General features: G+C 72.3%; 26 protein-coding genes and 3 pseudogenes. 20 read left to right on the top strand and 9 right to left on the bottom strand.

The genetic code is table 11. The features are described 5' to 3' along the window. Together MPTA5024_RS21025 and ffh are read left to right on the top strand one after the other, a co-directional pair. Window positions 1-175, top strand: a pseudogene (locus tag MPTA5024_RS21025) (ATP-binding protein); the annotation flags it as partial. 126 nt (window positions 176-301) lie between these two features. Continuing rightward, entirely contained in the window at window positions 302-1,843 is a 1,542-nt protein-coding gene (gene ffh, locus MPTA5024_RS21020; RefSeq protein ID WP_036327193.1) for a signal recognition particle protein, read from the top strand. A gap of 3 nt (window positions 1,844-1,846) precedes the next feature. Here the strand turns inward: ffh and MPTA5024_RS21015 are convergent, their stop codons facing one another. Next, the gene (locus MPTA5024_RS21015) at window positions 1,847-2,464 is read right to left on the bottom strand and encodes a DUF4232 domain-containing protein (RefSeq protein WP_051458473.1); all 618 of its coding nucleotides are present in this window, start codon (window positions 2,462-2,464) and stop codon (window positions 1,847-1,849) included. A 275-nt stretch (window positions 2,465-2,739) separates the two neighbouring features. Between MPTA5024_RS21015 and rpsP the strand changes: the two genes are divergently transcribed. The 10 genes and pseudogenes from rpsP (at window position 2,740) to MPTA5024_RS43675 (ending at window position 9,427) form a co-directional block, all read left to right on the top strand. Then, window positions 2,740-3,198, top strand: coding sequence for a 30S ribosomal protein S16 (gene rpsP, locus MPTA5024_RS21010; RefSeq protein ID WP_036327191.1), 459 nt, complete (start codon window positions 2,740-2,742; stop codon window positions 3,196-3,198). A 1-nt stretch (window position 3,199) separates the two neighbouring features. Then, entirely contained in the window at window positions 3,200-3,442 is a 243-nt protein-coding gene (locus MPTA5024_RS21005) for an RNA-binding protein (RefSeq protein ID WP_036327189.1), read from the top strand. An 82-nt stretch (window positions 3,443-3,524) separates the two neighbouring features. Then, window positions 3,525-4,043, top strand: coding sequence for a ribosome maturation factor RimM (rimM, locus tag MPTA5024_RS21000; RefSeq protein ID WP_036327186.1), 519 nt, complete (start codon window positions 3,525-3,527; stop codon window positions 4,041-4,043). A gap of 12 nt (window positions 4,044-4,055) precedes the next feature. Then, a pseudogene (gene trmD, locus MPTA5024_RS20995) lies at window positions 4,056-4,826 on the top strand (tRNA (guanosine(37)-N1)-methyltransferase TrmD); the annotation flags it as partial. 389 nt (window positions 4,827-5,215) lie between these two features. Further along, the gene (rplS, locus tag MPTA5024_RS20990; protein WP_036327183.1) at window positions 5,216-5,581 is read left to right on the top strand and encodes a 50S ribosomal protein L19; all 366 of its coding nucleotides are present in this window, start codon (window positions 5,216-5,218) and stop codon (window positions 5,579-5,581) included. 109 nt (window positions 5,582-5,690) lie between these two features. Further along, window positions 5,691-6,554: a signal peptidase I gene (lepB, locus tag MPTA5024_RS20985; RefSeq protein WP_036327180.1), complete on the top strand. Its 864-nt coding sequence runs from the start codon at window positions 5,691-5,693 to the stop codon at window positions 6,552-6,554. A 5-nt stretch (window positions 6,555-6,559) separates the two neighbouring features. Beyond that, complete coding sequence (gene lepB / locus MPTA5024_RS20980) at window positions 6,560-7,150, top strand: signal peptidase I (protein WP_036327177.1); 591 nt, start codon at window positions 6,560-6,562, stop codon at window positions 7,148-7,150. A gap of 78 nt (window positions 7,151-7,228) precedes the next feature. Further along, window positions 7,229-7,954 carry a ribonuclease HII gene (locus tag MPTA5024_RS20975; protein ID WP_036327175.1) on the top strand — a complete coding sequence of 242 codons (726 nt, stop codon included), beginning with the start codon at window positions 7,229-7,231 and terminating at the stop codon, window positions 7,952-7,954. Window positions 7,955-7,993: 39 nt separating this feature from the next. Continuing rightward, window positions 7,994-8,317 carry a DUF2469 domain-containing protein gene (locus tag MPTA5024_RS20970; RefSeq protein WP_036327164.1) on the top strand — a complete coding sequence of 108 codons (324 nt, stop codon included), beginning with the start codon at window positions 7,994-7,996 and terminating at the stop codon, window positions 8,315-8,317. Window positions 8,318-8,437: 120 nt separating this feature from the next. Then, a complete protein-coding gene (locus tag MPTA5024_RS43675; protein WP_157099618.1) occupies window positions 8,438-9,427 on the top strand; it encodes a M23 family metallopeptidase in 990 nt (329 codons plus the stop codon). 63 nt (window positions 9,428-9,490) lie between these two features. Here the strand turns inward: MPTA5024_RS43675 and MPTA5024_RS44675 are convergent, their stop codons facing one another. The 5 genes and pseudogenes from MPTA5024_RS44675 to MPTA5024_RS20940 all read right to left on the bottom strand — a co-directional run bounded on the left by MPTA5024_RS44675 (window position 9,491) and on the right by MPTA5024_RS20940 (window position 14,167). Next, window positions 9,491-10,324, bottom strand: coding sequence for a tyrosine-type recombinase/integrase (locus tag MPTA5024_RS44675; RefSeq protein ID WP_442922091.1), 834 nt, complete (start codon window positions 10,322-10,324; stop codon window positions 9,491-9,493). A 165-nt stretch (window positions 10,325-10,489) separates the two neighbouring features. Then, window positions 10,490-10,753 (bottom strand): annotated as a pseudogene (locus MPTA5024_RS43665) (site-specific integrase); the annotation flags it as partial. 237 nt (window positions 10,754-10,990) lie between these two features. Further along, complete coding sequence (dprA, locus tag MPTA5024_RS20950) at window positions 10,991-12,226, bottom strand: DNA-processing protein DprA (protein ID WP_084369989.1); 1,236 nt, start codon at window positions 12,224-12,226, stop codon at window positions 10,991-10,993. Window positions 12,227-12,234: 8 nt separating this feature from the next. Further along, window positions 12,235-13,812, bottom strand: coding sequence for a YifB family Mg chelatase-like AAA ATPase (locus MPTA5024_RS20945; protein ID WP_036327161.1), 1,578 nt, complete (start codon window positions 13,810-13,812; stop codon window positions 12,235-12,237). Between the two features lies 1 nt (window position 13,813). Continuing rightward, a complete protein-coding gene (locus tag MPTA5024_RS20940; protein WP_036327159.1) occupies window positions 13,814-14,167 on the bottom strand; it encodes a YraN family protein in 354 nt (117 codons plus the stop codon). A 194-nt stretch (window positions 14,168-14,361) separates the two neighbouring features. Here MPTA5024_RS20940 and MPTA5024_RS20935 point away from each other — a divergent pair, with 194 nt between their 5' ends. The 6 genes from MPTA5024_RS20935 (at window position 14,362) to MPTA5024_RS20910 (ending at window position 20,362) form a co-directional block, all read left to right on the top strand. Further along, the gene (locus MPTA5024_RS20935) at window positions 14,362-15,822 is read left to right on the top strand and encodes a CoA transferase (protein ID WP_051458470.1); all 1,461 of its coding nucleotides are present in this window, start codon (window positions 14,362-14,364) and stop codon (window positions 15,820-15,822) included. A gap of 191 nt (window positions 15,823-16,013) precedes the next feature. Next, window positions 16,014-16,961: a 30S ribosomal protein S2 gene (gene rpsB, locus MPTA5024_RS20930; protein WP_036327157.1), complete on the top strand. Its 948-nt coding sequence runs from the start codon at window positions 16,014-16,016 to the stop codon at window positions 16,959-16,961. Window positions 16,962-17,057: 96 nt separating this feature from the next. Then, window positions 17,058-17,891 carry a translation elongation factor Ts gene (gene tsf, locus MPTA5024_RS20925; RefSeq protein ID WP_036327155.1) on the top strand — a complete coding sequence of 278 codons (834 nt, stop codon included), beginning with the start codon at window positions 17,058-17,060 and terminating at the stop codon, window positions 17,889-17,891. 123 nt (window positions 17,892-18,014) lie between these two features. After that, window positions 18,015-18,713: a UMP kinase gene (gene pyrH / locus MPTA5024_RS20920; protein ID WP_372445018.1), complete on the top strand. Its 699-nt coding sequence runs from the start codon at window positions 18,015-18,017 to the stop codon at window positions 18,711-18,713. A 9-nt stretch (window positions 18,714-18,722) separates the two neighbouring features. Next, window positions 18,723-19,280, top strand: coding sequence for a ribosome recycling factor (gene frr, locus MPTA5024_RS20915; RefSeq protein ID WP_036327149.1), 558 nt, complete (start codon window positions 18,723-18,725; stop codon window positions 19,278-19,280). Window positions 19,281-19,519: 239 nt separating this feature from the next. Further along, window positions 19,520-20,362 (top strand): phosphatidate cytidylyltransferase, encoded by an 843-nt coding sequence (locus MPTA5024_RS20910; protein ID WP_036328908.1) that lies wholly within the window; start codon window positions 19,520-19,522, stop codon window positions 20,360-20,362. Between the two features lie 4 nt (window positions 20,363-20,366). Here MPTA5024_RS20910 and MPTA5024_RS20905 read toward each other — a convergent pair whose 3' ends face one another. Then, window positions 20,367-21,341 (bottom strand): suppressor of fused domain protein, encoded by a 975-nt coding sequence (locus MPTA5024_RS20905; protein ID WP_232326581.1) that lies wholly within the window; start codon window positions 21,339-21,341, stop codon window positions 20,367-20,369. A 144-nt stretch (window positions 21,342-21,485) separates the two neighbouring features. On the opposite strand from MPTA5024_RS20905, the gene rlmN reads away from it, so the two are divergent. Continuing rightward, window positions 21,486-22,604: a 23S rRNA (adenine(2503)-C(2))-methyltransferase RlmN gene (gene rlmN, locus MPTA5024_RS20900; protein ID WP_036327143.1), complete on the top strand. Its 1,119-nt coding sequence runs from the start codon at window positions 21,486-21,488 to the stop codon at window positions 22,602-22,604. A gap of 70 nt (window positions 22,605-22,674) precedes the next feature. Here rlmN and MPTA5024_RS20895 read toward each other — a convergent pair whose 3' ends face one another. Both MPTA5024_RS20895 and MPTA5024_RS20890 read right to left on the bottom strand, forming a co-directional pair. After that, a complete protein-coding gene (locus MPTA5024_RS20895; protein WP_051458469.1) occupies window positions 22,675-23,337 on the bottom strand; it encodes a hypothetical protein in 663 nt (220 codons plus the stop codon). Then, window positions 23,334-24,098, bottom strand: coding sequence for an ABC transporter ATP-binding protein (locus MPTA5024_RS20890; protein WP_232326633.1), 765 nt, complete (start codon window positions 24,096-24,098; stop codon window positions 23,334-23,336). The genes MPTA5024_RS20895 and MPTA5024_RS20890 overlap by 4 nt, the downstream gene beginning before the upstream one ends. 206 nt (window positions 24,099-24,304) lie before the next feature. On the opposite strand from MPTA5024_RS20890, the gene MPTA5024_RS20885 reads away from it, so the two are divergent. Then, on the top strand, window positions 24,305-24,754 hold a 450-nt coding region (locus MPTA5024_RS20885; protein WP_157099617.1), incomplete at its 3' end, for a DivIVA domain-containing protein.

Raw genomic sequence — 24,754 nt, 5'->3', positions numbered from 1 at the left:
CGTCAACGGGTTCGACGGCCAGTACACCCATGGCGAGGACGAGCTGAGGGAGGCCCTCACCCTCTCGCCCCACGTGCCGATCGTCCGCACCGACGCGCGACTGCGCGAGTCGGTGAAGAGCACGCTCATCACGCTCGTCGAGCACGCCCTGACCACCCATGTCGGCGCGCGGTGACGCGACGCCGCCGGGGCCGGTGACGGGGAACGTCCCGTCACGGCTCGGGCGCGCGAGGCGTACGGGCGGATAGGCTGGGAAACTGGTTCACCGACCCGTCCACTCGCTTCGAGGCTGGCCATACACGTGTTCGAGACGCTTTCCGACCGGCTGACTTCGGTCTTCTCCTCCCTACGGTCCAAGGGCAGGCTTTCCGACGCCGACATCGACGCGACCTGCCGCGAGATCCGCATCGCGCTGCTCGAGGCAGACGTCGCGCTGCCGGTCGTCAAGGACTTCGTGGCCCGGGTCAAGGAGCGCGCCCGCGGCGCCGAGGTGTCCCAGGCGCTGAACCCCGCCCAGCAGGTCGTGAAGATCGTCAACGACGAGCTGATCGAGATCCTGGGCGGCGAGACGCGGCGGCTGCGCTACGCCAAGACCCCCCCGACTGTGATCATGCTGGCCGGCCTCCAGGGCTCCGGCAAGACCACCCTCGCCGGCAAGCTGGCCAAGTGGCTGCGCGACCAGGGACACGCCCCGCTGCTCGTCGCCTGCGACCTCCAGCGGCCCAACGCGGTGCAGCAGCTGGCCGTGATGGCCGAGCGGGCCGAGGTCGCCGTCTTCGCGCCCGAGCCCGGCAACGGCGTCGGCGACCCGGTCGCGGTGGCCCGCGACTCGGTGGACCACGCCCGGCGCCAGCAGCACGACATCGTCATCGTCGACACCGCCGGCCGCCTCGGCATCGATCAGGAGCTGATGAAGCAGGCCGCGGACATCCGTGACGCGATCAGCCCCGACGAGGTCCTGTTCGTGGTCGACGCCATGATCGGCCAGGACGCGGTGGGCACGGCCCGCGCGTTCATGGACGGCGTGGGCTTCGACGGCGTCGTGCTCACCAAGCTCGACGGCGACGCCCGCGGCGGCGCGGCCCTGTCGGTGCGCCACGTCACCGGCCGGCCCATCATGTTCGCCTCCACGGGCGAGAAGCTGGCCGACTTCGACGCCTTCCACCCGGACCGCATGGCCGGCCGGATCCTCGACATGGGCGACATCCTCACCCTGATCGAGCAGGCGCAGAAGACGTTCGACGAGCAGGAGGCCGCCAAGATGGCGGGCAAGCTCGTCTCGGGCGACGGCTTCACGCTGGAGGACTTCCTCGAGCAGATGATGATGGTCCGCCGCATGGGCCCCATCAAGAACCTGCTGGGCATGATGCCCGGCATGGGGCAGATGCGCGACCAGCTCAACCAGGTCGACGACCGCGACCTCGACCGCATCGCCGCCATCATCCGCTCGATGACCCCGGGGGAGCGGCAGGACCCCAAGATCATCAACGGCTCCCGGCGGGCCCGCATCGCCACCGGCTCCGGAGTAACGGTCACCGAGGTCAGCAACCTCGTGGTCCGCTTCTTCGAGGCGCAGAAGATGATGCGCCGCATGACCCAGGGCATGGGCATCCCCGGCATGCCGGGCGGCCGCAAGAACCAGAAGGCGCAGAAGGCCAAGAAGGGCCGCCGGGTCAGCGGCGACCCCCGCAAGGCGGCGCTCGGCAAGTCCGCCGGCGCGTCCGACGCCCCGAAGGTCCCGAAGGGGGCGCTCGGCAACCTCGGAGGCGGCCAGCTGCCTCCCGGCCTGGAGCTTCCGCCCGGGTTCGACCCCTCGAAGCTGAAGCTCCCCGGCCAGAAGTAAGGGCTAGATCGTCGCCCCCGCCGCCATGGGGGTGACGTCGATCCTGCCGTCGTCGCACGGGCGGGCGGTGAACGGGATCTCCAGGTGCGCCACCTCGTCCGGCGGGATGACCATCAGCCGGGCGGAGGCGGGGCACCGGGTCTCGCTCCCGGTCGGGATCTCGGTCCAGTGGAGCCGCGCGTGGGCGCTCGCCCCGGGCCGCAGCGTCACGCGGTGGGGCCGCACGCTCTCCCGGCGCGTCCGGGTGCGCAGGGCGTCGCCGTGCCCGTCGATCATGATGAGCCCGACGAAGCCGTACACCCAGCAGGTCTTCGACGAGGTGTTGGTGAGGACGAGCGGCGCGTAGCGCTGGCCGGCGCCCGCGTCCACCCGGTCGACCCGCGCCTTCAGCCCGGTCGTGCGGCAGCGCGCCGCCGACGCTCCGGACGACGCGGCGCGTACGGTGGTCTCGTCCGTCTCGGAGGCCGTCGCCGTGGGGGCTCCCCCCTGCGCGACGGCTCCGGCCCGGGCGGAGCCCGCCGCTCCCGCGTGGGCCGAGGGGATGGGGGAGGCGCAGGCGGCCGTCACCAGCGCCAGCGCGGCGGCCGCGGCGAGGCGGGTCCTGCTCGTGGTTCGTTCCATGCCCGTTTGGACGCGCAAAAGGCGTCGCCGGTTCGGGCCGGCGGCGGGGGAGGTCCGGGGGGAAGACGGCATCGGTACGGAAACCACGCCGTTCCGGGAGCCTCCCTTGGCCGAGCACACGGAATCATCTGGCAGAATGTCAGGCTGGAACATCGTGGCCATGCGGGTGCCCTCTCACCCCCGCCGGTCGCGCCTGTCCCTCGGGCGGGCTCCCATCGTGCCCCACTCGATGAGACACCGCTCACCCACGCTCTGAAGCAGGAGAGACCACACCCGTGGCAGTCAAGATCAAGCTCAAGCGGCTCGGGATGATCCGCAACCCGCAGTACCGCATCGTCGTCGCCGACGCCCGCAGCAAGCGTGACGGCCGTGCGATCGAGGAGATCGGCCTGTACCACCCGAAGGAGAACCCCTCGCGCATCGAGGTGAACTCCGAGCGGGCGCAGTACTGGCTCGGCGTCGGCGCCCAGCCGACCGACCCGGTCCTCAAGATCTTCAAGCTGACCGGCGACTGGCAGAAGTTCAAGGGCGAGGCCGCTCCCGCGACCCCGCTCCTGGTGGCCGAGCCCAAGCCCGACCGCCACGCCGCCTACGAGGCCGCCGCCCGCGAGACGCTGTCCAGCGACAGCGCCGGCGCCGCGACGACGCCGAAGAAGGCCAGGAAGCCGGCCAAGGCCGACGAGACCGCCGAGGCCCCGGCCGCCGCCGAGGAGAAGCCGGAAGGCGAGGCCTGAGGTGCTCGAGGAAGTCCTCGAGCACCTGGTTAAGGGCATCGTCGAGCATCCCGACGACGTCCGGGTCCGGGCTCGGCGCATCCGCACCGGGCGCGTTCTCGAGGTTCGGGTCCACCCCGAGGACCTCGGCAAGGTCATCGGCCGCGGCGGCCGTACGGCCAGGGCGTTGCGCACCGTCGTCAACGCCCTGTCGAACGGCAAGTACGTGCGTATCGACCTGGTCGACATGGACGAGGTCCGCTGAGCAGAACCTCATGACCGGGGGGCCCTCGTACGGGGGTCCCCCGGTGCTTTTTCCGGGACGTGCCGCATTGGGAAGGCGAGAAGTGCAGCTTGTGGTTGGCAGGATCGGCCGCCCGCACGGCGTGCGGGGCGAGGTCACGGTCGAGGTGCGCACCGACGAGCCCGACCGGCGCTTCGCGCCCGGCGCGACCCTGGCGACCGACCCGGCCGGCGCCGGCCCGCTCACGGTCGAGCGCGCCCGCTGGCACAAGGGGATCCTGCTGCTGACCCTCGACGGCGTGGCCGGCCGCGACGCGGCCGAGGCCCTGCGCGGCACGCTGCTCGTCGTCGACTCCGCCGACATCCCGCTTGGCGACGACCCCGACGAGTTCCACGACCACCAGCTCATCGGCCTCGCCGTCGTGACGTCCGAGGGCGTGCGCGTGGGGGAGGTCTCCGACGTCCTCCACCACGGCCAGGACCTGCTCGTCGTGCGCCGTCCCGGCCGCGACGAGGCGTACGTGCCGTTCGTGAAGGCGCTGGTCCCCGAGGTCGACCTGGGCAAGGGCTTACTCGTGGTCGATCCCCCGCCCGGCCTGCTCGACCTCGGTGAGGCGGAGTAGGGGCGGGGTCCGATGCGCGTCGACATCATCTCGATCTTCCCCGAGTACTTCGCCCCCCTCGACGTCTCCCTGATGGGCAAGGCGCGCGAGCGGGGCATCCTCGACATCCGGCTCCACCAGCTGCGCGACTGGACGCACGACGTCCACAAGACGGTCGACGACACGCCGTACGGCGGCGGGCCGGGCATGGTGATGAAGCCGGAGGTCTGGGGCGAGGCCGTCGACGCGGTCATCGCGTCGGGCCGGTCCGCGCCGGATGCCGACCCCCGGGCGCTGCCGCGCATGGTCGTCCCCACTCCCAGCGGGCGGCCGTTCACGCAGGAGGTCGCCCTGGAGTACGCCAAGGAGCCGTGGCTGCTGTTCGCGCCGGCCCGCTACGAGGGCATCGACTCCCGGGTCGTCGCCGAGTACGGCTCCCGCCTGCGGGCCGACGAGGTGAGCATCGGCGACTACGTCCTGGCGGGCGGCGAGGCCGCCGTCCTGGTGATCGTGGAGGCCGTCGGGCGGCTGCTGCCGGGGGTGCTCGGCAACGCCCGTTCCGTCGCCGACGACTCCTTCGCCCCGGGTGCGATGGCCAACCTGCTGGAGGGCCCGGTCTACACGAAGCCGCCCGTCTGGCGTGGGCACGAGGTGCCCGAGGTCCTGCTGTCGGGCCACCACGGCAGGATCGCCCGCTGGCGGCGTGACCAGGCCCTTCGCCGTACGCTCGAGAAGCGTCCCGAACTGATCGACCGGCTGGGCCGGGAGGACCTCGACAAGCACGACCGGCGGGTCGTCGAGGAGTACGAGGAGAGCCGGCGGCACGAGCAGGGCCTGGCGGACGGCGGGCCGGCTTACGGCGAGGCCGAGGGCGAGGCCGCTGAAGAGTCCCGGGCGGCGGGCACTGTGGAGGCCGAGGGCGCGGAGGCCGCCGTGGAGGGCGAGGCGGTGAGCGCTGGGGAGGCCGGTGCCGTGGGCGCCGACGAGGGCGGGGTCGCCGGTGCGTTTCGCGCCGGGCCGGAAGATATGGCAGACTGAATCGCTGCTGCCCTCTTCCGTGTGTCCGGGCGAGGCCCGGCCCAGGCGCAGCAGACCAGACGTATCAAGCCAAGCGCGCGTGTCCCCCTCGTCGCCGAGCCACGGGTTCGGCCGGGTGGACCTCCGCGTGCTCATGTGAGCGAGGAACCGCCGCGATGCACACGCAGATCCAGGAGATCGAGAAGGCTGCGCTCCGCAGCGACGTACCGGCCTTCCGCCCGGGCGACACGCTGGAGGTCCACGTCCGCGTGGTCGAGGGCAACCGGTCCCGTATCCAGGTGTTCAAGGGCTTCGTCCTGCGCCGTCAGGGCGGCGGCATCCGTGAGACGTTCACGGTCCGCAAGGTCAGCTACGGCGTCGGCGTCGAGCGCACCTTCCCCGTCCACAGCCCGGTGATCGAGAAGATCACCGTCGTGACCCGTGGCGACGTCCGCCGCGCCAAGCTCTACTACATGCGTGACCTGCGCGGCAAGGCCGCCCGTATCCGCGAGAAGCGCGAGGCGCTGCCGGCCGCCAAGTAAGGGCGGCAGGCGTCGTGGCCCGTGCCGTACGGCGCGGGCCACTTTCTTTTCACGGGGATGCCGCGTCCCCGGCCCTGAGCGCCGGGGACATCATTTAGGCTCAGCAGCGTTGGTTAGCGACGAGCGGGGTTCGGCGGGCGCCGTCCCCGCCGAGGACGGGGTGGACGTGGTCGCCGAAGACGTCAAGCAGGCCGCCGAGGGCGGCGGTAAGAAGGGCTCGTTCTGGCGGGAGCTTCCCGTGCTGATCGTGGTCGCCCTCGCCCTCGCCCTGCTGATCAAGTCCTTCGTGGTCCAGGCGTTCTACATCCCCTCGGAGTCGATGCAGGACACGCTGCTCGTCAACGACAGGGTGCTGGTCAACAAGCTCGTCTACCACGTCCGCGACATCACGCGCGGCGACATCGTGGTGTTCTCCGGTCTCGACTCCTGGGACCCCGAGGTCCAGATCGAGCCGCCGTCCAACCCGGTCGCGGGGGCGCTTCGCTGGGTCGGGACGGCGTTCGGGATGGTCCCCGGCGAGAAGGACTACATCAAGCGCGTCATCGGGATCCCCGGCGACAAGGTCAAGTGCTGCGACCCCAAGGGCCGGATCACCGTCAACGGCGTGCCGCTGGACGAGAAGTCGTACCTGTATCCGGGCGACACCCCGTCCGGCCGCGAGTTCGAGGTCACGGTGCCGCCCGGCCGGCTGTGGGTGATGGGCGACCACCGCTCGGTCTCGCTCGACTCCCGCTCGCACCAGGGCGACCCGGGCGGCGGCACGATCCCCGCGGACAAGGTGGTGGGCCGGGCGTTCGTCATCGTCTGGCCGTTCGACCGGGCCACGATCCTGCCGATCCCGGACACCTTCGCCCAGCCCGCCCTCGCGGTCGCCTCGGGGGCCGCGCCGCTGGTCGCGGGCTTCGCCGGAGCGGTGCCGCTGGTGGCCCTCGGCCGCCGGCTGAGGCCGCGCAGGCGCCCGGCCGGGCGGTAACGGCCATGGAGACGGCCGAGGCACCGGCCAAGAAGACCTCCGGATTCCGCGACACGCTGCTGTTCACGCTCGGCGGCATCGTGGTCGCGCTGCTCGTGCACGCGTTCGTCCTGCAGTCGTTCTACATCCCGTCGGAGTCGATGGAGAAGACGCTGCTGATCAACGACCGCGTCATGGTCAACAAGCTGGCGTTCACCTTCGGCTCGGTCGACCGGGGCGACATCGTCGTCTTCAAGGGCTGGGACGGCGAGGACACGATCAAGCGCGTCATCGGCGTCGGCGGCGACGTGGTCAAGTGCTGCGACGCCCAGCGCCGCATCACGGTGAACGGCACGCCCCTCGACGAGGAGAACAAGTACCTCTACCCGGGCGTCTACCCGTCGGGCCGCCAGTTCGAGGTGAAGGTGCCCCAGGGCCGGCTCTGGCTGATGGGCGACAACCGGAGCAACTCGCTCGACTCGCGGGCGTTCCTGGACGACGGCCACTACGGCACGGTCTCCGAGGACGACGTGATCGGACGGGCCTTCGCGCGCTACTGGCCGCTGTCCCGCCTGTCGTGGCTGTCCCCGCCGGAGACTTTCAGCGCCGTCCACTGATCTGACCAGGTGCTTTGCCGTCCGGGGCGCTTCCGGCCGTATCGCCGGCCCGGAATGGGGCGTAATCTGCTTGTCGTCATGACAGCTGCCTATCGCCCGCGTCCCAGCGTCGTACGGCGGGACTCGGGACTCTACGGCTACGAGCGAGCCCTGGCCCGGCGGGGGTTCACCCCGGTCGCCGGGGTGGACGAGGCCGGACGGGGTGCGTGCGCCGGGCCGCTGGTCGTCGCCTCGGTCGTCCTCGGCCGCGACATCGACGGGCTGAGCGACTCGAAGCTGCTCACCGAGGCGGTACGGGAGCGTCTGTACGAGCGGATCTCGGCCACGGCCAGGGCCGTCAGCGTCGTCGTGATCCCGCCCGAGGAGATCGACGCCCGGGGGCTGCACAAGTGCAACGTCGCCGGCATGCGCCGCGCGGTCGCGGGTTTGGGCATCGTCCCCGGATACGTCCTCACCGACGGCTTCCCGGTGGCCGGGCTCCCCGCGCCCTCGCTGGCCGTCTGGAAGGGCGACCAGGTGGCCGCCTGCGTCGCCGCCGCCTCCATCGTGGCCAAGGTCACCAGGGACCGGATGATGCACGGCCTCGACGGCCTCTACCCGCAGTACGGCTTCGCCGAGCACAAGGGCTACGTCACTCCGGCGCATCGACGGGCTTTGGCCCTGCACGGACCGAGCCCCCATCATCGGTTCTCGTTCGTGACGGTGGCCAGGGTGACTCGTGGGTCGCAGATCCCGGACGTGAGCCCGTGGACGGGGCAGGATGGGGACATGCGCGAGAATGAGGTCGGTGCCGGTGTCGTCTGAACGGGCGATCTCGACGGGAAGCGGAGAAGGAGGACCGGGATGAGCGCGGAAGATCTCGAAAAGTACGAGACCGAGATGGAGCTGCAGCTCTACCGGGAGTACCGCGATGTGGTCGGGCTGTTCACCTACGTCGTGGAGACCGAGAGGCGCTTCTACCTCACCAACTCCGTGGACCTCGACGTCCGCACCGCGGAGAACGGCGACGTCTTCTTCGACGTGAAGATGCAGGACGCCTGGGTCTGGGACATGTACCGGCCGGCCAGGTTCGTGAAGAACGTCCGGGTGGTGACGTTCAAGGACGTCAACATCGAGGAGCTGGCCAAGCCCGACCTCGAGATGCCCAAGGAGGGCTTCTCCAGCTGAGCATGCGGTCCGCGGCGGGTCGTGCCTGCCGCGGCCCCGGTCCGGGTGGACGTGTGGCCGTCATCCCCAGAATGGGGTTCGGCAGGTCGGGGCGTCGGGGCGGTGCCGCATCGTCGGGGCATGCGTCTTCGATGGTCTCTGTTCGCCGGGTCTGTGTTCGGGTCTGTGTCCGCCGGGTCTGGGACGGCGGCTGCCGGGGCGGCTGCCGCGGGAAGCCCGGCGAGGATCCGTACGTCTGTGTTCGTGCCGCCGGTGCCGACGCCTCTCCTGGCGGCTCTGGTGGCGGCTCTGGTGGCCGTGACCGCCTCCGCGTCGGCCCCTCTGCCCGATCTCCGGTCACGCGTTTCTGTGCCTCCGGCGTCGGTACCCCGTTCTCGCGCGGCTGGGCCGCAGGCGCCGGGGGATCCCGTGCCGGAGGCGTCCGTACCCGGCTCACGCGTGAGGCGGCAGCCAGGCCCGCTGGTGCCCGAGTCGTGGGACCGATGGGCGGCGGAACCGGGGGATCCGCCTGGGGCTCAGCCGTTGCTTGTGCAGGCCGCCCTCGTGGCCACCTCGGCAGCGGCGGAGGGGCGGCCCGCGCCGCCGTCCTCGTCTCCGGGGCCCTCGCGGCCGGCCTCGTCTCTGGGGCCCTCGCGGCCGGGCTCGTCTCTGGGGCCCTCGCGGCCGGGCTGGGGCGCGACGAGGTGGCGCCCGCCGACGGCCGGCCCGTTTCGCGTCCTACGGCGGTTCGACCCGCCGCCACAACGGTGGCTGTCCGGCCATCGCGGTGTCGACCTCGCTGCCCAGGCGGGCGAGCCGGTTCGCGCCGTCGGTTCCGGGATCGTGCTGCACGCCGACCGTGTCGCAGGACGCGGTGTCGTGACCCTCGCCCATCCCGACGGCCTGCGCACGACCTATCTGCCGGTCCGCGCGTCCGTACGACCCGGAGAGTCCGTGCTTGTTGGTGACGTCATCGGCGTCATGGAGGACTGGACGGGCCATTGCCCGATGTCGTGCCTCCACCTCGGCCTCCTCAGGGGAGACCTCTATCTCGACCCCCTGCTCTTGTTCGGAACCGGCCAGGTCCGCCTGCTTCCCCTCTGGTCGCGGCCGTCTGGGCGACGGGACTGAGCGGAGGTACGGGGCTGGATGAGTCCGGGGGAGTGTGGACGGCCTTCGATGAAGGGGTGCGGGTCAGGCGCGGGGGTGAGCCTGGCGGTAGGCCGCCCGGAGGCGCTCGATCGACACGTGTGTGTAGATCTGCGTCGTGGCGAGGGAGGCGTGCCCCAGCATCTCCTGCACACTGCGCAGGTCCGCCCCGCCCTCCAGCAGGTGGGTGGCGGCCGTGTGGCGGAGCCCGTGCGGGCCCATGTCGGGGGCGCCGTCGACCTCGGCGACGCGGGCGTGCACGATGCGCCGCACCGTTCCCTGGTCGATACGGCCTCCCCGCACCCCCAGGAAGAGCGCGGGCCCGGTGCCCTCCCGGATCCACAGCGGCCGGCCGCGGACGCACCACGCGTCGAGAGCGTGGAGCGCCGGCCGGCCGATGGGGATCGTGCGCTCCTTCCGGCCCTTGCCGAGCACGCGGACGGTGGTGCGGTCCCGATCGACGTCGTCCACGTCGAGGCCGCACAACTCGCTCACCCGCATGCCTGTGGCGTATAGCAGTTCGAGGACGGCCTGATCCCGCAGGGCCTTGGGGTCTCCGGTCGTGGGACCGCGCCCCCGGCCTTCCGCCCCGGCCTCTTCTCCGCCGTCGTCCGCCTCCGGTGCTGTGACAGGTGCGTCCGGCGAACCGGACCCGGCAAGCTGCGCGACCGCATCACCTGACGCCATGGGGGCGATGCCGGCCGCGGGCTCGGATCGTCGAGCGCCCAGCGCGACGATGTCCGGTCTAGGGGCGTCCAGCGCGGCGATGTCCGTCCTGTGCGCTTCTAGGGCGGCGGTGTCCGTCCTGTGCGGGTCCAGGGTGGCGGTGTCCGTCCTGTGCGGGTCCAGGGTGGCGGTGTCCGTCCTGTGCGGGTCCAGGGTGGCGGTTTCCGGCCGCCGGGCGTCCAGGGTGGCGGTGTCCGGCCGCCGGGCGTCCAGTAGAGCCCGTGCCTCCGCCTGGTCGAGGACCGCGGGGAGGCTCCGCCCCGCTTTGGCGGTGCCGAGGAGCAGGCCCGGGTCGGTGGCCAGCCAGCCACGCCGGTGGCAGAAGGCGGTGAAGACCCGCCCGAAGGCCGTGCGCCTCGCGAGCGTCGATCGTGACCGCCCCGCCTGGTGGAGGTCGCCGAGCCATTTCCGCAGGGCTGTGATGGTCAACGCCTCGATCCGGTCCACCCCTGCCTCGTCAAGGTGTGCGAGCAGCGAGGCGAGGTCCCCCAGGTACGCCCTGACCGTGTGTGGTGACAGGTCGCGCTCCAACCGCAGGTGACGTTCGAACGCGTCCCGTACGGCGTCAAACCCGGGAGCCATGCCGGCCTCCCCGTCCCGCGCGACCGCATCTCCAGCCACGACCACCGGCGGGTCGCGTAGGGCGGTAACGCCCCGTCCTGGGCCCGCTCGGCAGGGTGCCTTGCCGGTCGTGCCCGGCCTTGATCCCGAATGTGCCGTAGGCCATGCGAATCACGGTAGGCCTTTGCCCTTCCATGGTCGACGGGACACGCCAGGCCGTCGGCGAGCCACGGGACTCCGCGGGGACGGGCCGGGGGGTCACCCGCGCCGTCGCAGCCGCCACCCCCGGTCCGCCGCCTCAACGAAGCCGGCCGCCGCGAGGCCACCCAGGCAGCCGAGTGCCGTAGTGAGATCGACGCCTGCGGCCACGGCTATGGCCGCGGGCCCCGCCGCCCCGCGTGCCGGGATCGCTTCCAGCACTCGCCGGGTCTCGTCGTTGAGGGCGTCGTGCGGGCGGGCCTGTCCTCGCTGCTCGGGGGCCAGGTCGTCGCCGATGGACCCCACCAGCTCGACGATCTCCTCGACCGACGTGACGCACACGGCCTTGCCCTGTCGTATCAGCACGTGGCAGCCCGCGGAGGCCTCCGACGTGATCGGGCCGGGGACGGCCATCAGGTGCCGGTTGAGGCCCGAGGCGTGAGCGGCCGTGTTGAGCGCGCCGCTGCGGACGGCCGCCTGGACGACCACCGTGCCGCGCGACAGGGCGGCGATGACCCGGTTCCGGACGAGGAAGCGCAGCCGTGTCGGATGCGAGCCCGGCGGCCACTCGCTCACCACGACGCCGTGTCCGCGCACCGCCCGGAAGAGCTCCTCGTGCGCGCTCGGGTAGCAGACGTCCGTCCCGCAGGCCAGCACGACGACCGTGGGCGTCCGGACGGCCAGAGCTCCTCGATGGGCCGCGCCGTCGATTCCGTACGCCCCGCCGCTCACCACACACCAGCCGCGCGAGCCGAGCCCGTGGGCCAGGTCGGCGGCCACGGTCGTCCCGTAGGGCGTGGCGGCTCTGGCGCCGACGATCGCCACCGAGCGCAGGCAGGACAGACGGAGGTTGGCCCGGCCGTCCAGCCACAGCCCGAAGGGCCGTGTGTCCCCGAGGTCGTCGAGCTGGGTCGGCCACTCCGCGTCGCCGGGGATGACGAGCCGCGCACCCCGCTCGTCCCCTTGGGCGAGGTCCGCCGCGGGGTCGGCGTAGCGGGCCGACCACGAGGCGGCGAGCCGGTCGAGGTCGGTCCTGCGCCGGGGCGCGCCGGCCTCCTCGGCTGCCACGAACTCCGGTGCGAGCACCCCGCGCCGGGCCTGTTCGAGCGCTCCGCGCGGCCCGTAGGCGCGGATCAGCCGGCCCATGACCGGGTCACCGGCCTCCGCCATCCGCATGAGGGCGACCCGGGCGAGCCGATCCTCGCATCGGTCCTGGCCTGGCGGAGAGTCCGGGGTGCCGGCGACGGGACACTCGTCCGCGGACAGCCCCGGGGCGTCGGCGGATTCGGGGGACATCACGGCGATCACTCCACTCCCAGCCACATGGCGAGGGCGGCCGTCGTCTCCGGCTCGCCCGGTCGGTCCTTGCCCGCGAGATCCGCGAGCGTCCAGGCGACGCGCAGGACGCGGTCGAGCCCACGCGCGCTCAGCGTCCCCAGGTCGAGGCCGCGGTGAAGGGGGGCCAGGGCACTGTCCGGCACCCGGAGGTCGCCGTGCAGGGCGGCCGAGGACACGTCGGCGTTGCAGTGCCACGGCATGCCGGCCAGGCGCCGGGCCGCCCTGTCGCGCGCGTCGAGGACGCGGGCGGCGACCGTGGCGCTCGGCTCGGCGAAGTGGCGGTCGGCCAGCAGCTCCGCCCTTGTGGCGCGCCCGATCCGCACCTTGACGTCGATGCGGTCGAGCAGCGGGCCGGACAGCCGGGCCAGGTAACGGCGCCGGGCGGCGGGGGTGCACCGGCAGGGATGACCTGCGGTGCCCTGGAGGCCGCACGGGCAGGGGTTGGCCGCCAGGATCAACGTGAATCTCGCCGGGAACGTGACCGTCCCGACCGCCCGCGCGATCGTCACCGTGCCCGACTCCAGCGGTTGACGCAGGGATTCGAGCACCGCGGTCGCGAACTCGGGCGCCTCGTCGAGGAACAGGACGCCCCTGTGGGCGAGTGACACGGCACCGGGCCGTACGACGCCGCCGCTTCCGCCGCCCACGACGGCCGCCGTCGTCGCGCTGTGGTGCGGGGCCATGAACGGCGGCCGGGTGAGCAGCGGTCTTCCCGCCGGAAGGCGGCCCGCCACCGAGTGGATGGCCGACACCTCCAGCGCCTGATCGGGGTCGAGCGGCGGCAGCAGCGTCGGCAGCCGTTCGGCGAGCATCGTCTTCCCGCTGCCGGGCGGGCCGAGCATCCACAGGTTGTGCCCTCCCGCCGCGCACACCTCCAGTGCCTTGCGGCCCACCGGCTGCCCGGCGACGTCGCGCATGTCGAGGCAGCGATCGTCCCCCTTCGCCGTTCCGGACAGGCCGGACGCGGAACGGCCGGCGGCGTCGTCGATCAGGGCGGCCGCTTCGGCGACGACAGGGAGCCTGTGCAGGTCGCCGGAGCGGAGCCAGTCCACCAACTCGCCGAGGGTCGCCACGGGGATCACGGTCAGCCCCGGGACCAGTGCCGCCTCGGCGGCGTTGATCGACGGGACCACGACGGTGCGGGCGCCCGCCTCGGCGGCCGCGAGGACCGCGGGCAGCACGCCCCTGACCGGCCTGACCCGCCCGTCGAGCCCGAGCTCCCCCAGGAACGTGGGTTCGGCGACCCGCTGGGCGGGGACCGCGCCGGCGGCGGCGAGGACGGCGATCGCGATGGCGAGGTCGAACATCGACCCGCGTTTGGGCAGGCTCGCGGGGAACAGGCTCACGGTCACCCGCGCGTCCGGCCACGAGAACCGGCTGTTGATCAGAGCCGACCGCACCCTGCCGCGCGCCTCGCTGATGGCGGTGTCGAGGAGGCCGATGAAGTGGGTGCCGGCAACGCCCGGCCCCACGTCGGCCTCGATCTCCACGATCCGTCCGGTCACGCCCACGAGCGCGACGCAGCGGGTGCGGGCCACGGCCACGTCAGACCACCCCGCGCTCGTGGCGGAGCGAGAAGTCGCCCGCGAACCGCTCCAGCGCGATCACGTCGACCCTGATCGAGTCGAACCTCTCCGTCTGGGACGCGAGCCAGCGCCCCGCCAGCGACCGCAGGCGCAGCAGCTTGCCCTGCGTCACCGCTTCGAACGCCGTGCCGTGGCTGCGGCCCGACCTGGTCTTCACCTCCACGACGACCAGCGCGTTGCCGTCACGCGCCACGATGTCGATCTCGCCCTCGGCGCAGCGCCAGTTGCGGGCGAGGATGCGAACGCCCGCCGCCTCGAGAAAGTCGGCGGCCAGTTGCTCGCCGTGTCTGCCCAGTCGATCTTTCGCGGCCATGGGACCACCTCCGCCGGAGACGATCGCCGGGCGGTCCACGGCGCCGATCGGCCGAATCGCGTTCTGTGGACAACCGGGTTATCCACAGGCTGCCGGGGTGCGTCTTCGTGGACCGGACCGCGCGGGGATACTGGCCGAGGCCCGCGAGAAACAGGCGTAGGAGACCCCTCGCGACGGGGCATGAGGAGGCGGCGATGATCGAGAGGCCGGCAGTGGAGGTCGAGGACGGGAGCGCGCGCTCCGTGCCCGAGCTCATCTCAGCGCTCGGCGACGCGGTGGGGGTCGCGCTGCCCGGTGTCCGGGTGAGCGGCGGGGATCCGGTGTTGCCGTCCGTGTACCGGCTCGGCGCCCTCGCCGCGGCCTCGGTCGGCGCGGTGACCGCCGCCGCTGCCGCCCATTGGTCCACGTGCGGCGGGCCGGGCTCGCCGGAGGTGGCGGTCGACGTGCGGCACGCCGCCCTGGCCTTCCAAAGCGAGCGGCACTTCCGGGTCGACGGCGTCCCGTCCGTCTCCTGGGCGCCCCTGTCCGGCGACTACCGCACGAGCGACGGCTGGGTCAGGCTCCACTGCAACTTCGACCATCACCGGGACGCCGCCCTGCGGGCCCTCGGCCTTCCGCCGGGGGCCGCCGAGGGTGAAGTGGCCCGAGGATGCGAGAGCCGTACGGCGGTGGACGTCGAGGAAGCGGTGACACGCGAGGGCGGGTGCGCGGCCGCGATGCGGAGCAGGGCCGAGTGGCTGGCCCATCCACAGGCCGCGGCGGTCGCCGCCCTGCCCCTCGTCGCTCTCCGGAAGATCTCCGCCGAGGGCGGGGACGCGCGGACGAGTACGCCGGACAACGTGCCGGGACGGCCGCTCGCCGGGGTACGGGTGCTCGACCTGACGCGCGTCATCGCCGGGCCGGTCGCCACGCGGACGCTGGCCGCGCACGGCGCCGAGGTTCTGCGCGTCGGCGCCGCCCACCTGCCCGAGGTGCCGGGCCTGGTGGTGGAGACCGCGTTCGGCAAGCGGTCGTGCCACGTCGACCTGCGCTCGGAGGCCGAGACGCTGCGCGAGCTCGTCCGCGGCGCCGACGTGGTGGTCCAGGCCTACCGGCCGGGGGCCCTGCGCGGCCGGGGGTTCGGCCCGGACGACCTGGCGCGGCTGCGCCCCGGGGTCGTCTGCGTCGACGTCTCCGCGTACGGCTCGCGCGGTCCCTGGGGCGGGCGGAGGGGGTTCGACAGCCTCGTCCAGATGGTCTCCGGGATAGCGAGCGAGAACGGCGACGGGACCCGGCCGTGCCCGCTGCCCGCCCAGGCGCTCGACCACGCCACCGGCTACCTGGCGGCGTTCGGGGCGATCGCCGGCCTGCTCCGGCGCGCCGCCGAGGGGGGCTCCTGGCAGGTCGAGGTCTCGCTCGCCCGTACGGCGGGCTGGCTCGACGCCCTCGGCAGGACCGACGGGGCGTCCGCGCCCCAGCCGTCGCCGGACGACGTGCTGGCCGTCATGGACAGCCCCTTCGGCGAGCTCACCTATGTCACGCCGCCGGGCCTCATCGAGGGGGCGGCCCCGCACTGGGCCTCGCCTCCGCCACGTCAGGGGGAGCACGCACCCGAATGGCCGACCGGCGTGGCGGGCGGGCCCGCGTCGGTCAACCGACGGGGCGGTTCCGGGTAGACTGTTCGACGGCCTGCTAAGCGGGCCGAATTCGCACGCCCGTTCACGAGCCGCCTTCTCGGTCCGGACCATGTCCGGCGAAAGCGGCCCGGGGCGTCAGGGCGCGGGCAAACGGCCCGCGTGTCCAACCGAGGCCGTGCCTTGGGGTCCCGTAGGGCTCCTGGGGCACACAACCATGGAGGACCATCACGATGGCCCCTGTCGTCACCATGCGGCAGCTGCTCGAGAGCGGCGTCCACTTCGGTCACCAGACCCGCCGGTGGAACCCGAAGATGAAGCGCTTCATCTTCACCGAGCGCAACGGCATCTACATCATCGACCTGCAGAAGTCGCTGTCGTTCATCGACCGTGCGTACGACTTCGTGAAGGAGACCGTCGCGCACGGCGGCTCGATCATGTTCATCGGCACCAAGAAGCAGGCCCAGGAGTCCATCGCCGAGCAGGCGTCCCGGGTCGGCATGCCGTACGTGAACCAGCGCTGGCTGGGCGGCATGCTCACGAACTTCTCGACCGTCCACAAGAGGCTCCAGCGCCTGAAGGAGCTCGAGGAGCTCGACTTCGACAACGTCGCCGCGTCCGGGCTCACCAAGAAGGAGCTCCTGATGCGCCGCCGCGAGAAGGAGAAGCTGGAGCGCACCCTCGGCGGTATCCGCGACATGGCCCGCGTTCCGAGCGCCATCTGGGTGGTCGACACCAAGAAGGAGCACATCGCGATCAACGAGGCCAAGAAGCTCGGCATCCCGGTCGTCGCGATCCTCGACACGAACTGCGACCCCGACGAGGTCGACTACCCGATCCCGGGTAACGACGACGCGATCCGCGCCGTCAGCCTCCTCACCCGCGTGATCGCCGACGCCGTGGCCGACGGCCTCATGACCCGCTCGGGCGCCGCCCGCGCCGACGACAAGCCGGCCGGGGTCGCCGCCGCCGAGCCGCTGGCCGAGTGGGAGCGCGAGCTGCTCCAGCGCGGTGACGGCGAGGAGGGCGCCGCGGAGGCCACCTCCGGCGAGACCGCCGAGGCCCCCGCCGGCGAGACCGCGGAGGCCCCCGCCGCTGAGACCGCCGAGGCCCCCGCTGCCGAGGCTCCCGCTGCCGAGGCCGCCGAGGCCCCCGCCGCGGAGCAGGGCGAGCAGGCCTGACGCAGGCACCAGCACAACGGCTTCACCGGGCGGGCGCCGATCTCGGCGCCCGCCCGCCACGACGATTCGCATCGGGTCCCGAAGAGGAATTTGGACATGGCTTCCGTGAACATGGCCGACGTCAAGCGGCTTCGCGAGCTGACCGCCGCCGGCATGATGGACTGCAAGAAGGCGCTTGAGGAGGCCGAGGGCGACTTCGAGAAGGCCGTCGACATCCTCCGCGTCAAGGGCGCCAAGGACGTCGGCAAGCGCGAGGCCCGCACCGCTTCGAACGGCCTCGTCGCCGTCAAGCACGAGGGTGACTCGCTCGCCGCTCTGCTCGAGGTCAACTGCGAGACCGACTTCGTCGCCAAGAACGAGCGGTTCCAGCAGCTCGCGGGCGAGATCGTCGCCCACATCGTGGCGAGCCGGCCCGCCGACGTGCCGACCCTGCTCGAGTCGCAGGTCGACGGCAAGACGGTCAAGGAGCTCCTCGACGAGGCCAACGCGGCGCTCGGCGAGAAGATCGAGATCCGCCGGTTCTCCCTCCTCGAGGGCGGCTTCATCACGTCCTACATGCACAAGACCGACCCGCAGCTCCCGCCGACCGTCGGCGTGCTCGTCCAGCTGGACAAGCCGAACGCCGAGGTCGCCAAGGACATCGCCCAGCACGCCGCCGCGATGGCGCCCAAGTACCTCAGCCCCGCCGAGGTGCCGGCCGACGTCATCGAGAAGGAGCGGTCGGTGTTCGAGCAGATGACCCGCGAGGAGGGCAAGCCCGAGGGCGCCATCCCGAAGATCGTCGACGGCCGGGTCAACGGCTGGTACAAGGACTTCACGCTGCTGGAGCAGGCCTTCGTGAAGGACAACAAGAAGACGATCGCGAAGGTGGCGGACGAGGCCGGCGTCAAGGTCCTGGCCTTCACCCGCTACAAGGTCGGCCAGGCTTAGGCTTACAGCCAGGAGCTCTGACCCGCACTTATATCCGAGGAGGCCGCCGCCGTGCAGGAGAACACCAGACCCGCCACGCCGGCGGCTTCGTCGTACGACGGGCCGCTGCGCTGGAAGCGGGTGATGCTGAAGCTGTCCGGTGAGGCGTTCGCCGGCGGCGAGTCGCTCGGGATCGACCCGCTCGTCGTGGCCCAGCTCGCCGACTCCGTCGCCGAGGCCGTCCGCGAGGGCGTTCAGGTGGCGGTCGTCGTCGGCGGCGGCAACATGTTCCGCGGCGCGGCCCTGTCGGAGCGGGGCATGGACCGCGCCCGCGCCGACTACATGGGCATGCTCGGGACGGTCATCAACTGCCTCGCCCTGCAGGACTTCCTCGAGAAGCGCGGCATCGACACCCGCGTGCAGACGGCGATCACGATGCAGCAGGTCGCGGAGCCGTTCCTGCCGCGGCGGGCGATCCGCCACCTGGAGAAGGGCCGCGTGGTCATCTTCGGCGCCGGGCTCGGCTCGCCGTTCTTCTCGACCGACACCTGCGCCGCCCAGCGCGCACTGGAGATCGGCGCGGAGGCGCTGCTGAAGGGCACGCAGGTCGACGGCGTGTACGACTCCGACCCCCGGAAGAATCCGGACGCTGTGCGGTTCGACCAGCTCGAGTACGGTGAGGTCCTGACGCGGGGTCTCGGGGTCATGGACGCCACCGCGATCAGCCTGTGCATGGACAACGGCCTGCCCATCGTGGTCTTCGATCTCATGGGCGAGGGCAACATCCTGCGGGCGGTCCGCGGTGAGAAGATCGGCACGCTGGTGAGTCCGGCAGGGAAATAGGGAGCCGCAGTGATCGACGAAACCCTCCTCGAGGCCGAGGAGAAGATGGACAAGGCGGTGACGGTCGCCAAGGACGACTTCGCGAGCATCCGCACCGGCCGCGTCACCCCCTCGATGTTCAGCAAGATCAGCGTGGACTACTACGGGTCGCCCACGCCCATCCAGCAGCTCGCGTCCTTCCATGTGCCCGAGGCGCGCATGGTGCTGGTCCAGCCGTACGACAAGGGCTCGCTGAACGCCATCGAGAGGGCCATCCGCGACAGCGACCTCGGCGTCAACCCCGGCAACGACGGCGCGGTCATCCGCGTCGTGTTCCCCGAGCTGTCGGAGGAGCGCCGCAAGGAGTACATCAAGGTGGCCCGCAACAAGGCGGAGAGCGGCCGTGTCTCCGTGCGGAACATCAGGCGTCACGCCAAGGAGGTCCTCGACAAGCTCGTCAAGGACGGCGAGGTCGGCGAGGACGAGGTCCACCGGGCGGTCAAGGAGCTCGACGACCTCACCCAGAAGCACGTCGCGAAGATCGACGAGTTGCTGAAGCACAAGGAAGCCGAGCTTCTCGAGGTCTGATGACCCGGCGCCGGGGGAGGGTCCCCGGCAGGGCCGGACGGCACGACCGTGATCCTTGTGCCGCACTGTGTGGACAGGGCGGCGCAAGGATCACGCGTATACAGGGAGTGGACGCTGTGGACGGAACGGCTGGCGACCGGAACTCGGCGAAGAGCGCCGCCGGGGCGTCGGGCAACGGGCACGGGCCGGCCGACGCCGGTGACGCGGCCGGGCCATCCGCGGTGCCGGGGGGTGATCGCGTGAGCGGGTCCTCGGGCGGGCCCGGCGGCGGGAGCCGTACGGGCCGCAACCTGCCGGCGGCCGTCGCGGTCGGCGTCGCGCTCGGCGTGGTCGTCATCGGCTCGCTGTACGTGGTGAAGCTGGCGTTCCTCGCCGTCGTCATGGCCGCGGTCGGGCTCGGCGTCCACGAGCTGGCCAGGGCCCTCGCCTCCCGTGGCATCCGGGTGCCGCTCGTCCCGCTGCTCGCCGGTCTCGCCGCCATGGTCGTCGGTCCCTACTGGGGCGGGACGGCCTTCCTCGTCGGCGCGTTCGCCGTGACCGTGATGGTCCTGCTGACCTGGCGGATGTTCCAGGGCGCCGAGGGATACGTCCGGGACGCCACGGCCGCCCTGTTCATCGCGGCCTATCCCGCCCTGCTCGCCGGGTTCGTCCCGCTGCTGCTGTCGCCGGAGGAAGGCGCCGACAGGGTCATCGTCTTCATCGCCGTGACCGTGTGCAGCGACATCGGCGGCTACTTCGCCGGCATCCTGTTCGGCCGGCACCGGATGTCGCCGCTGATCAGCCCGAAGAAGACCTGGGAGGGCTTCGCCGGGTCCGCCCTCGCCTGCGTCGTCGGCGGGTCGTTACTCGTCCACTTCCTGCTGGACGTCGGCTACTGGCAGGGCGCCCTGATCGGCGCCGCCGGGGTCGTCTGCGCGACGCTCGGCGACCTGATCGAGTCGGTCATCAAGCGCGATCTCGGCATCAAGGACATGGGCAGCCTGCTGCCGGGCCACGGCGGCGTCATGGACCGGCTCGACTCGCTGCTCTTCACGCTCGTCCCGGTCTGGCTGCTGCTGACACTCCTCGTGCCGGTCCGCTGACCGTCTAGATCCGGCTGTGCACGGCCAGCCGCTCGCTGATCACCTCGTGCCCCTGGTCCGCCACGACCCGGAGCTCGGTGTCGGTGAGCGGGATGAGCCACAGCCACCGCACGGAGTCGCCCCCGAACAAAAAGCCGGACATGTCCGGCATCCCCGGCGGATCCGCCAGCATGATCACCCCTTGGTGGCCGCCGTCCAAGGGGAACGTTCCCGGCCGCTGGAACCACCGGGCCGTGTGCCCGTGCCCCAGCCAGGTCACCGACCGCCATGGGTACTGCGCCAGCCAGGCGAACAGCCGGGCCGCCACCCTCGGGTCCTGGCGCGTCGCCACCGCGAGCTCGACCCGGCAGGCCGTGTCGTACAGCTCGGCCGTCGGCATCCGCTGGCAGCTCATCCCCACCGTGGACAGGACCGTGTAGCCCCGGTAGGGCCGCTCGCTCACCCCGACGAGGGGGAGCCGGTCGCCTCCGACGTCCCAGTAGCGGCCCGGCGGCCCGACCCTGCTGTCCAGATGCCCCATCACGAACTGCTGGAACGACGCCCAGCTACCCTCCGCCTGCCGCCACTGCCAGTACGCCCGCGCCTTCGCCACCCTCGGGGCGAGCCCCTCCAGCGCCTCGCCCAGCGACCAGGCGAACGGCGACTCCCCGGCGGCGTCCCTCGCGTAGCCCGGCATGCCGCGGGCCATGTCGGCCCATCCCGGAATGACGGCCAGGAGATCGTCGTTCTCGTACAGGGCGACGCCGTCGCCCTCCTCGAACCACAGCACCGACAGCGTCGCCGGGTCGAGGGGCGGCGTGCCCGCGGGGTGCCGGGTCCCGGAGGCCGGCATCAGCGGTGGAAGGCCGGCGTTGGCCCTCGCCAGGTCGACGGCCGCCGGGGCCGGGGCGTGGTTGGCCAGCCAGACGGCTCCGTGGACGGTCCCCCTGGCGTCCCGAAGGTAAGCTACGGAGGACGCCCGGTCGGATTCGATTGTCAACGTGCGGCTCCCGTAAGGGTTGGGGCTGGTGAGGACCACAGAGACGTCCACATCTACCTCCGGGATTAGACCGCCGAACCAGAATGTAAAGCCGCCGGCCGCGATCGTTAAGAGCACGCGGTCAGGAGATGGGAAGGGTTTTGCGTGAGCGAGCAGCCGAAGGCCGGGCAGCTGACGTTGGTTGCGCCGCGGCGGGGCAAGCCCCAGCGCCATCTGGCCGACCTCACGATGGCCGAGCGGCGGGCCGCCGTGGCCGAGCTGGGGGAGAAGCCGTTCCGCGCCGACCAGCTCTCACGCCACTACTTCGCCCGGCTCACCGAGACCCCCGAGCAGATGACCGACCTGCCCGGAGACACCCGGGAGCGCTTGGTCGCGCAGCTCATGCCGCCCCTCCTGACCTCCGTACGGGAGATCACCTGTGACGGCGGCACCACCCGTAAGACGCTGTGGAAGCTGTTCGACGGCTCCCTCGTCGAGTCGGTCCTCATGCGTTACCCCGACCGGGTCACGATGTGCGTCTCCTCCCAGGCCGGCTGCGGCATGAACTGCCCCTTCTGCGCCACCGGCCAGGCCGGCCTGACCCGGAACATGTCCACCGCCGAGATCGTCGAGCAGGTCGTCGCCGGGGCCCGGGCCCTGGCCGCGGGGCAGGTCCCCGGCGGGCCCGGCCGGATCACCAACGTCGTCTTCATGGGCATGGGCGAGCCGATGGCCAACTACAAGGCCGTCGTCGGCGCCGTCCGCCGCCTCGTCGACCCCGCGCCCGAGGGGCTGGGCATCTCCGCCCGCGGCGTGACCGTGTCGACCGTCGGCCTGGTGCCCGCCATCGAGAAGCTGGCCGACGAGGGACTGCCGGTCACGCTGGCCCTCTCGCTCCACGCCCCCGACGACGAGCTCCGCGACACGCTCGTGCCGATCAACACCCGCCACAAGGTGTCGGAGGTGCTCGGGGCGGCCTGGCGGTACGCGGCCAAGACAAAGCGCCGGGTGTCGATCGAGTACGCCCTGATCAAGGACATCAACGACCAGGAGTGGCGGGCCGACCTGCTCGGACGCCTGCTCAAGGGCAAGCTCGTCCACGTCAACCTCATCCCGCTCAACCCCACGCCGGGCTCGAAGTGGACCGCCTCCCGGCCGGAGGACGAGCGGGCCTTCGTCCGCCGTCTGGAGTCCCACGGCGTCGCCGTCACCGTGCGCGACACCCGGGGCCGCGAGATCGACGGCGCCTGCGGCCAGCTCGCCGCCGCGACCCCCGCCTCCTGACGGCCGATCCCGCCGCGACCCCCGCCTCCTTGCGGCTCGATCCCCCTCCCGGGGAGCGTCGCGGCCCGGTTCAGGGACGCGTACGGCGAAGCCAGGCGTAGGCGGCCAGCCCGGCGGCGGGCCACAGGAGCGACTCGGCGGCCAGCGAGGGGAGACGGGACTCGAGCAGGCCGTGGTGCGCGTCCCGCATCCACGTCATGACCGGGACGCTCAGCCAGTGGACGCTCGACGCGCTGACCATCAACGTCGCGAGATATCCGGCGATCAGGACGATGGTCGAGACGGCCGGCGAGGGAAGGATGGGGCGGCTGGTCAGGGCGCCCAGGGTGATCCCGGCCACGACCGAGAACAGGTGCAGGGCCACGCCCAGCGCCACCTGACCCGCCGTCGGGCTCCCGGCGAGCCGGGCCAGCAGGGCGACCTCGGAGACGGCGGCCAGCACGAGGTCGTACGCGAAGGCGGCGAGCAGGCCGCTCACGAGCTCGGCGCGACCGGCGGCGACGATGGAGATCATCCGCTGCTCGTCGGGCTCGCTGTCGAGCAGTCCGCGCGCCGCCCAGGCGAACACCGGGATCAGGATGCCCGCCGAGTCGGCCGCCGCGCCGAGCTCCTGGCCCGGCGGCACCGGCGTCGCGTACAGGATGGCGAGCAGCGGCAGCAGCCCGATGAGGGGCTGCAGCGCCCGGTGCGACCGGGCGTACCCGGCGATCCGGAACCGGACCAGGGCGATCACGACGCCTCCCCGGACCGGGGGCCGACCCTGGAGTCGCCGACGTCGGAGGCCCCGAGGTCCCGGACGTCCGGGGCGTCCCGCTCACCGGAAACGGGGACGGAGGGCGCGAGGCCGGTCCGCACCGTGTAGCCGTCCGCGCGGAGACGGCGGGCCAGCCGGGCGGCCTCGGACGCCGGGACGTCGACCTCCAGGACGGCGAGCCGCTCCGGCTCCGGACCGGTCCCCGCCGCGGCCTCCCGCACCGACCTGTCCGCGACCTCGTAGCGGCGCATGCCCGGAAGGCCCCGCAGGTCGCCCTGATGGTCGCTGACCACCACGGTGCCGCCCCTGGCGGACACCTCGGCGATGACGACGGGCAGTTCGGCGCGGGTCGCCGCGTCGAGTCCGGCGAACGGCTCGTCGAGGACGAGCAGCCCGGGGCGGCACAGGAGGGCCTGGGCGAGCCCGACCTTGTGGGCGCTGCCCTTGGACAGGTCGGGCAGCCGCTGCCCCAGCAGCTGGTCCATGCCGAGCCGGTCGGTCCACTCGCCGACGTCCCCCGGCGCGACCTTCCTGATCGCGGCCATGTGCCGCAGGTAGCCGGCCACGGTGAACGGCTGGGCCGCGGGGAAGCGCTCCGGGGCGTACCCGACGACGGGCGGACGGTCCTCGACCGCTCCACGGACGGGCCGCAGGAGTCCCGCGAGAAGGCGCAGGAGGGTGGACTTCCCGGTGCCGTTCGGGCCCACGATCTCGACGACGTCGCCCGCGCCGAGGGTCATGTCCACGCCGGCGAGGACCCAGGGCTCCCGTCGTCCATAGCGAAAGGAGAGATCGGCGACCCGCATAGATTCCCGAGCCTATCTGCATATTTCGGGTCACGTCTGGGGATCGGGCGATCACCAGGTATCGCTTTTGTGATCGGCGTACCGACAGAATCGCCGTACGGACAGAATGGACAGGTTTCGCAGAGGGCCCGGAGGAGTGGGTGAATCGCTTTCCACGCGTCATGGCCGTGCGGCTGGGCTATGACCCCGGCCAGGTCGACGAACTGATCCGCAGGATCGAGCGGACGCTCGCGTCCGGCCCCGCCGCCGAGCGGCCGATCACGCCGAACGAGATCCGCGAGGCCAAGTTCGGCGTCAAGCTGGGCGGTTACAACGAGACGGCCGTGGACTTCGCGCTCGACGCGTTCATCGTCGCCCTGGAGGCCCGCGCCGCCGGTTCCGGCGCCCCGGCGGCCAAGGAAGGCCCCGCGGTACCGAAGGCTCGTACCGGTTCCGGCGCCCCGGCCGCCGCGGAAGATCCCGCGGTCGCGGAAGATCCCGCGGCCCCGAACAGGCCCTCGGGCTCGAAGGCGCCCGCCGACCTGGCCACCACCGACGTGCTCGTGGCCGGCGGGCCGGCGACGCCGCACCCCGCCGCGACGCCGCACCCC

The sequence above is a fragment of the Microbispora sp. ATCC PTA-5024 genome, from assembly GCF_000511135.2.
Taxonomy (GTDB): Bacteria; Actinomycetota; Actinomycetes; order Streptosporangiales; family Streptosporangiaceae; genus Microbispora; species Microbispora corallina.
The sequence above is the reverse complement of the archived record's forward strand: the minus strand, read 5'-3'. Positions and strand labels throughout refer to the sequence as shown.

What these genes read in the sequence shown, in the direction of transcription:
- MPTA5024_RS43675 (WP_157099618.1), top strand. Translation starts at nt 8,438, where the DNA reads ATGCGTCTTCGATGGTCTCTGTTCGCCGGGTCTGTGTTCGGGTCTGTG.
- rpsB (WP_036327157.1), top strand. Translation starts at nt 16,014, where the DNA reads ATGGCCCCTGTCGTCACCATGCGGCAGCTGCTCGAGAGCGGCGTCCAC.
- pyrH (WP_372445018.1), top strand. Translation starts at nt 18,015, where the DNA reads ATGCTGAAGCTGTCCGGTGAGGCGTTCGCCGGCGGCGAGTCGCTCGGG.
- dprA (WP_084369989.1), bottom strand. Translation starts at nt 12,226, where the DNA reads ATGTCCCCCGAATCCGCCGACGCCCCGGGGCTGTCCGCGGACGAGTGT.
- lepB (WP_036327177.1), top strand. Translation starts at nt 6,560, where the DNA reads ATGGAGACGGCCGAGGCACCGGCCAAGAAGACCTCCGGATTCCGCGAC.
- MPTA5024_RS20970 (WP_036327164.1), top strand. Translation starts at nt 7,994, where the DNA reads ATGAGCGCGGAAGATCTCGAAAAGTACGAGACCGAGATGGAGCTGCAG.
- MPTA5024_RS20975 (WP_036327175.1), top strand. Translation starts at nt 7,229, where the DNA reads ATGACAGCTGCCTATCGCCCGCGTCCCAGCGTCGTACGGCGGGACTCG.
- MPTA5024_RS20890 (WP_232326633.1), bottom strand. Translation starts at nt 24,098, where the DNA reads ATGACCCTCGGCGCGGGCGACGTCGTCGAGATCGTGGGCCCGAACGGC.
- MPTA5024_RS20935 (WP_051458470.1), top strand. Translation starts at nt 14,362, where the DNA reads ATGATCGAGAGGCCGGCAGTGGAGGTCGAGGACGGGAGCGCGCGCTCC.
- MPTA5024_RS20940 (WP_036327159.1), bottom strand. Translation starts at nt 14,167, where the DNA reads ATGGCCGCGAAAGATCGACTGGGCAGACACGGCGAGCAACTGGCCGCC.
- MPTA5024_RS21015 (WP_051458473.1), bottom strand. Translation starts at nt 2,464, where the DNA reads ATGGAACGAACCACGAGCAGGACCCGCCTCGCCGCGGCCGCCGCGCTG.
- tsf (WP_036327155.1), top strand. Translation starts at nt 17,058, where the DNA reads ATGGCTTCCGTGAACATGGCCGACGTCAAGCGGCTTCGCGAGCTGACC.
- rplS (WP_036327183.1), top strand. Translation starts at nt 5,216, where the DNA reads ATGCACACGCAGATCCAGGAGATCGAGAAGGCTGCGCTCCGCAGCGAC.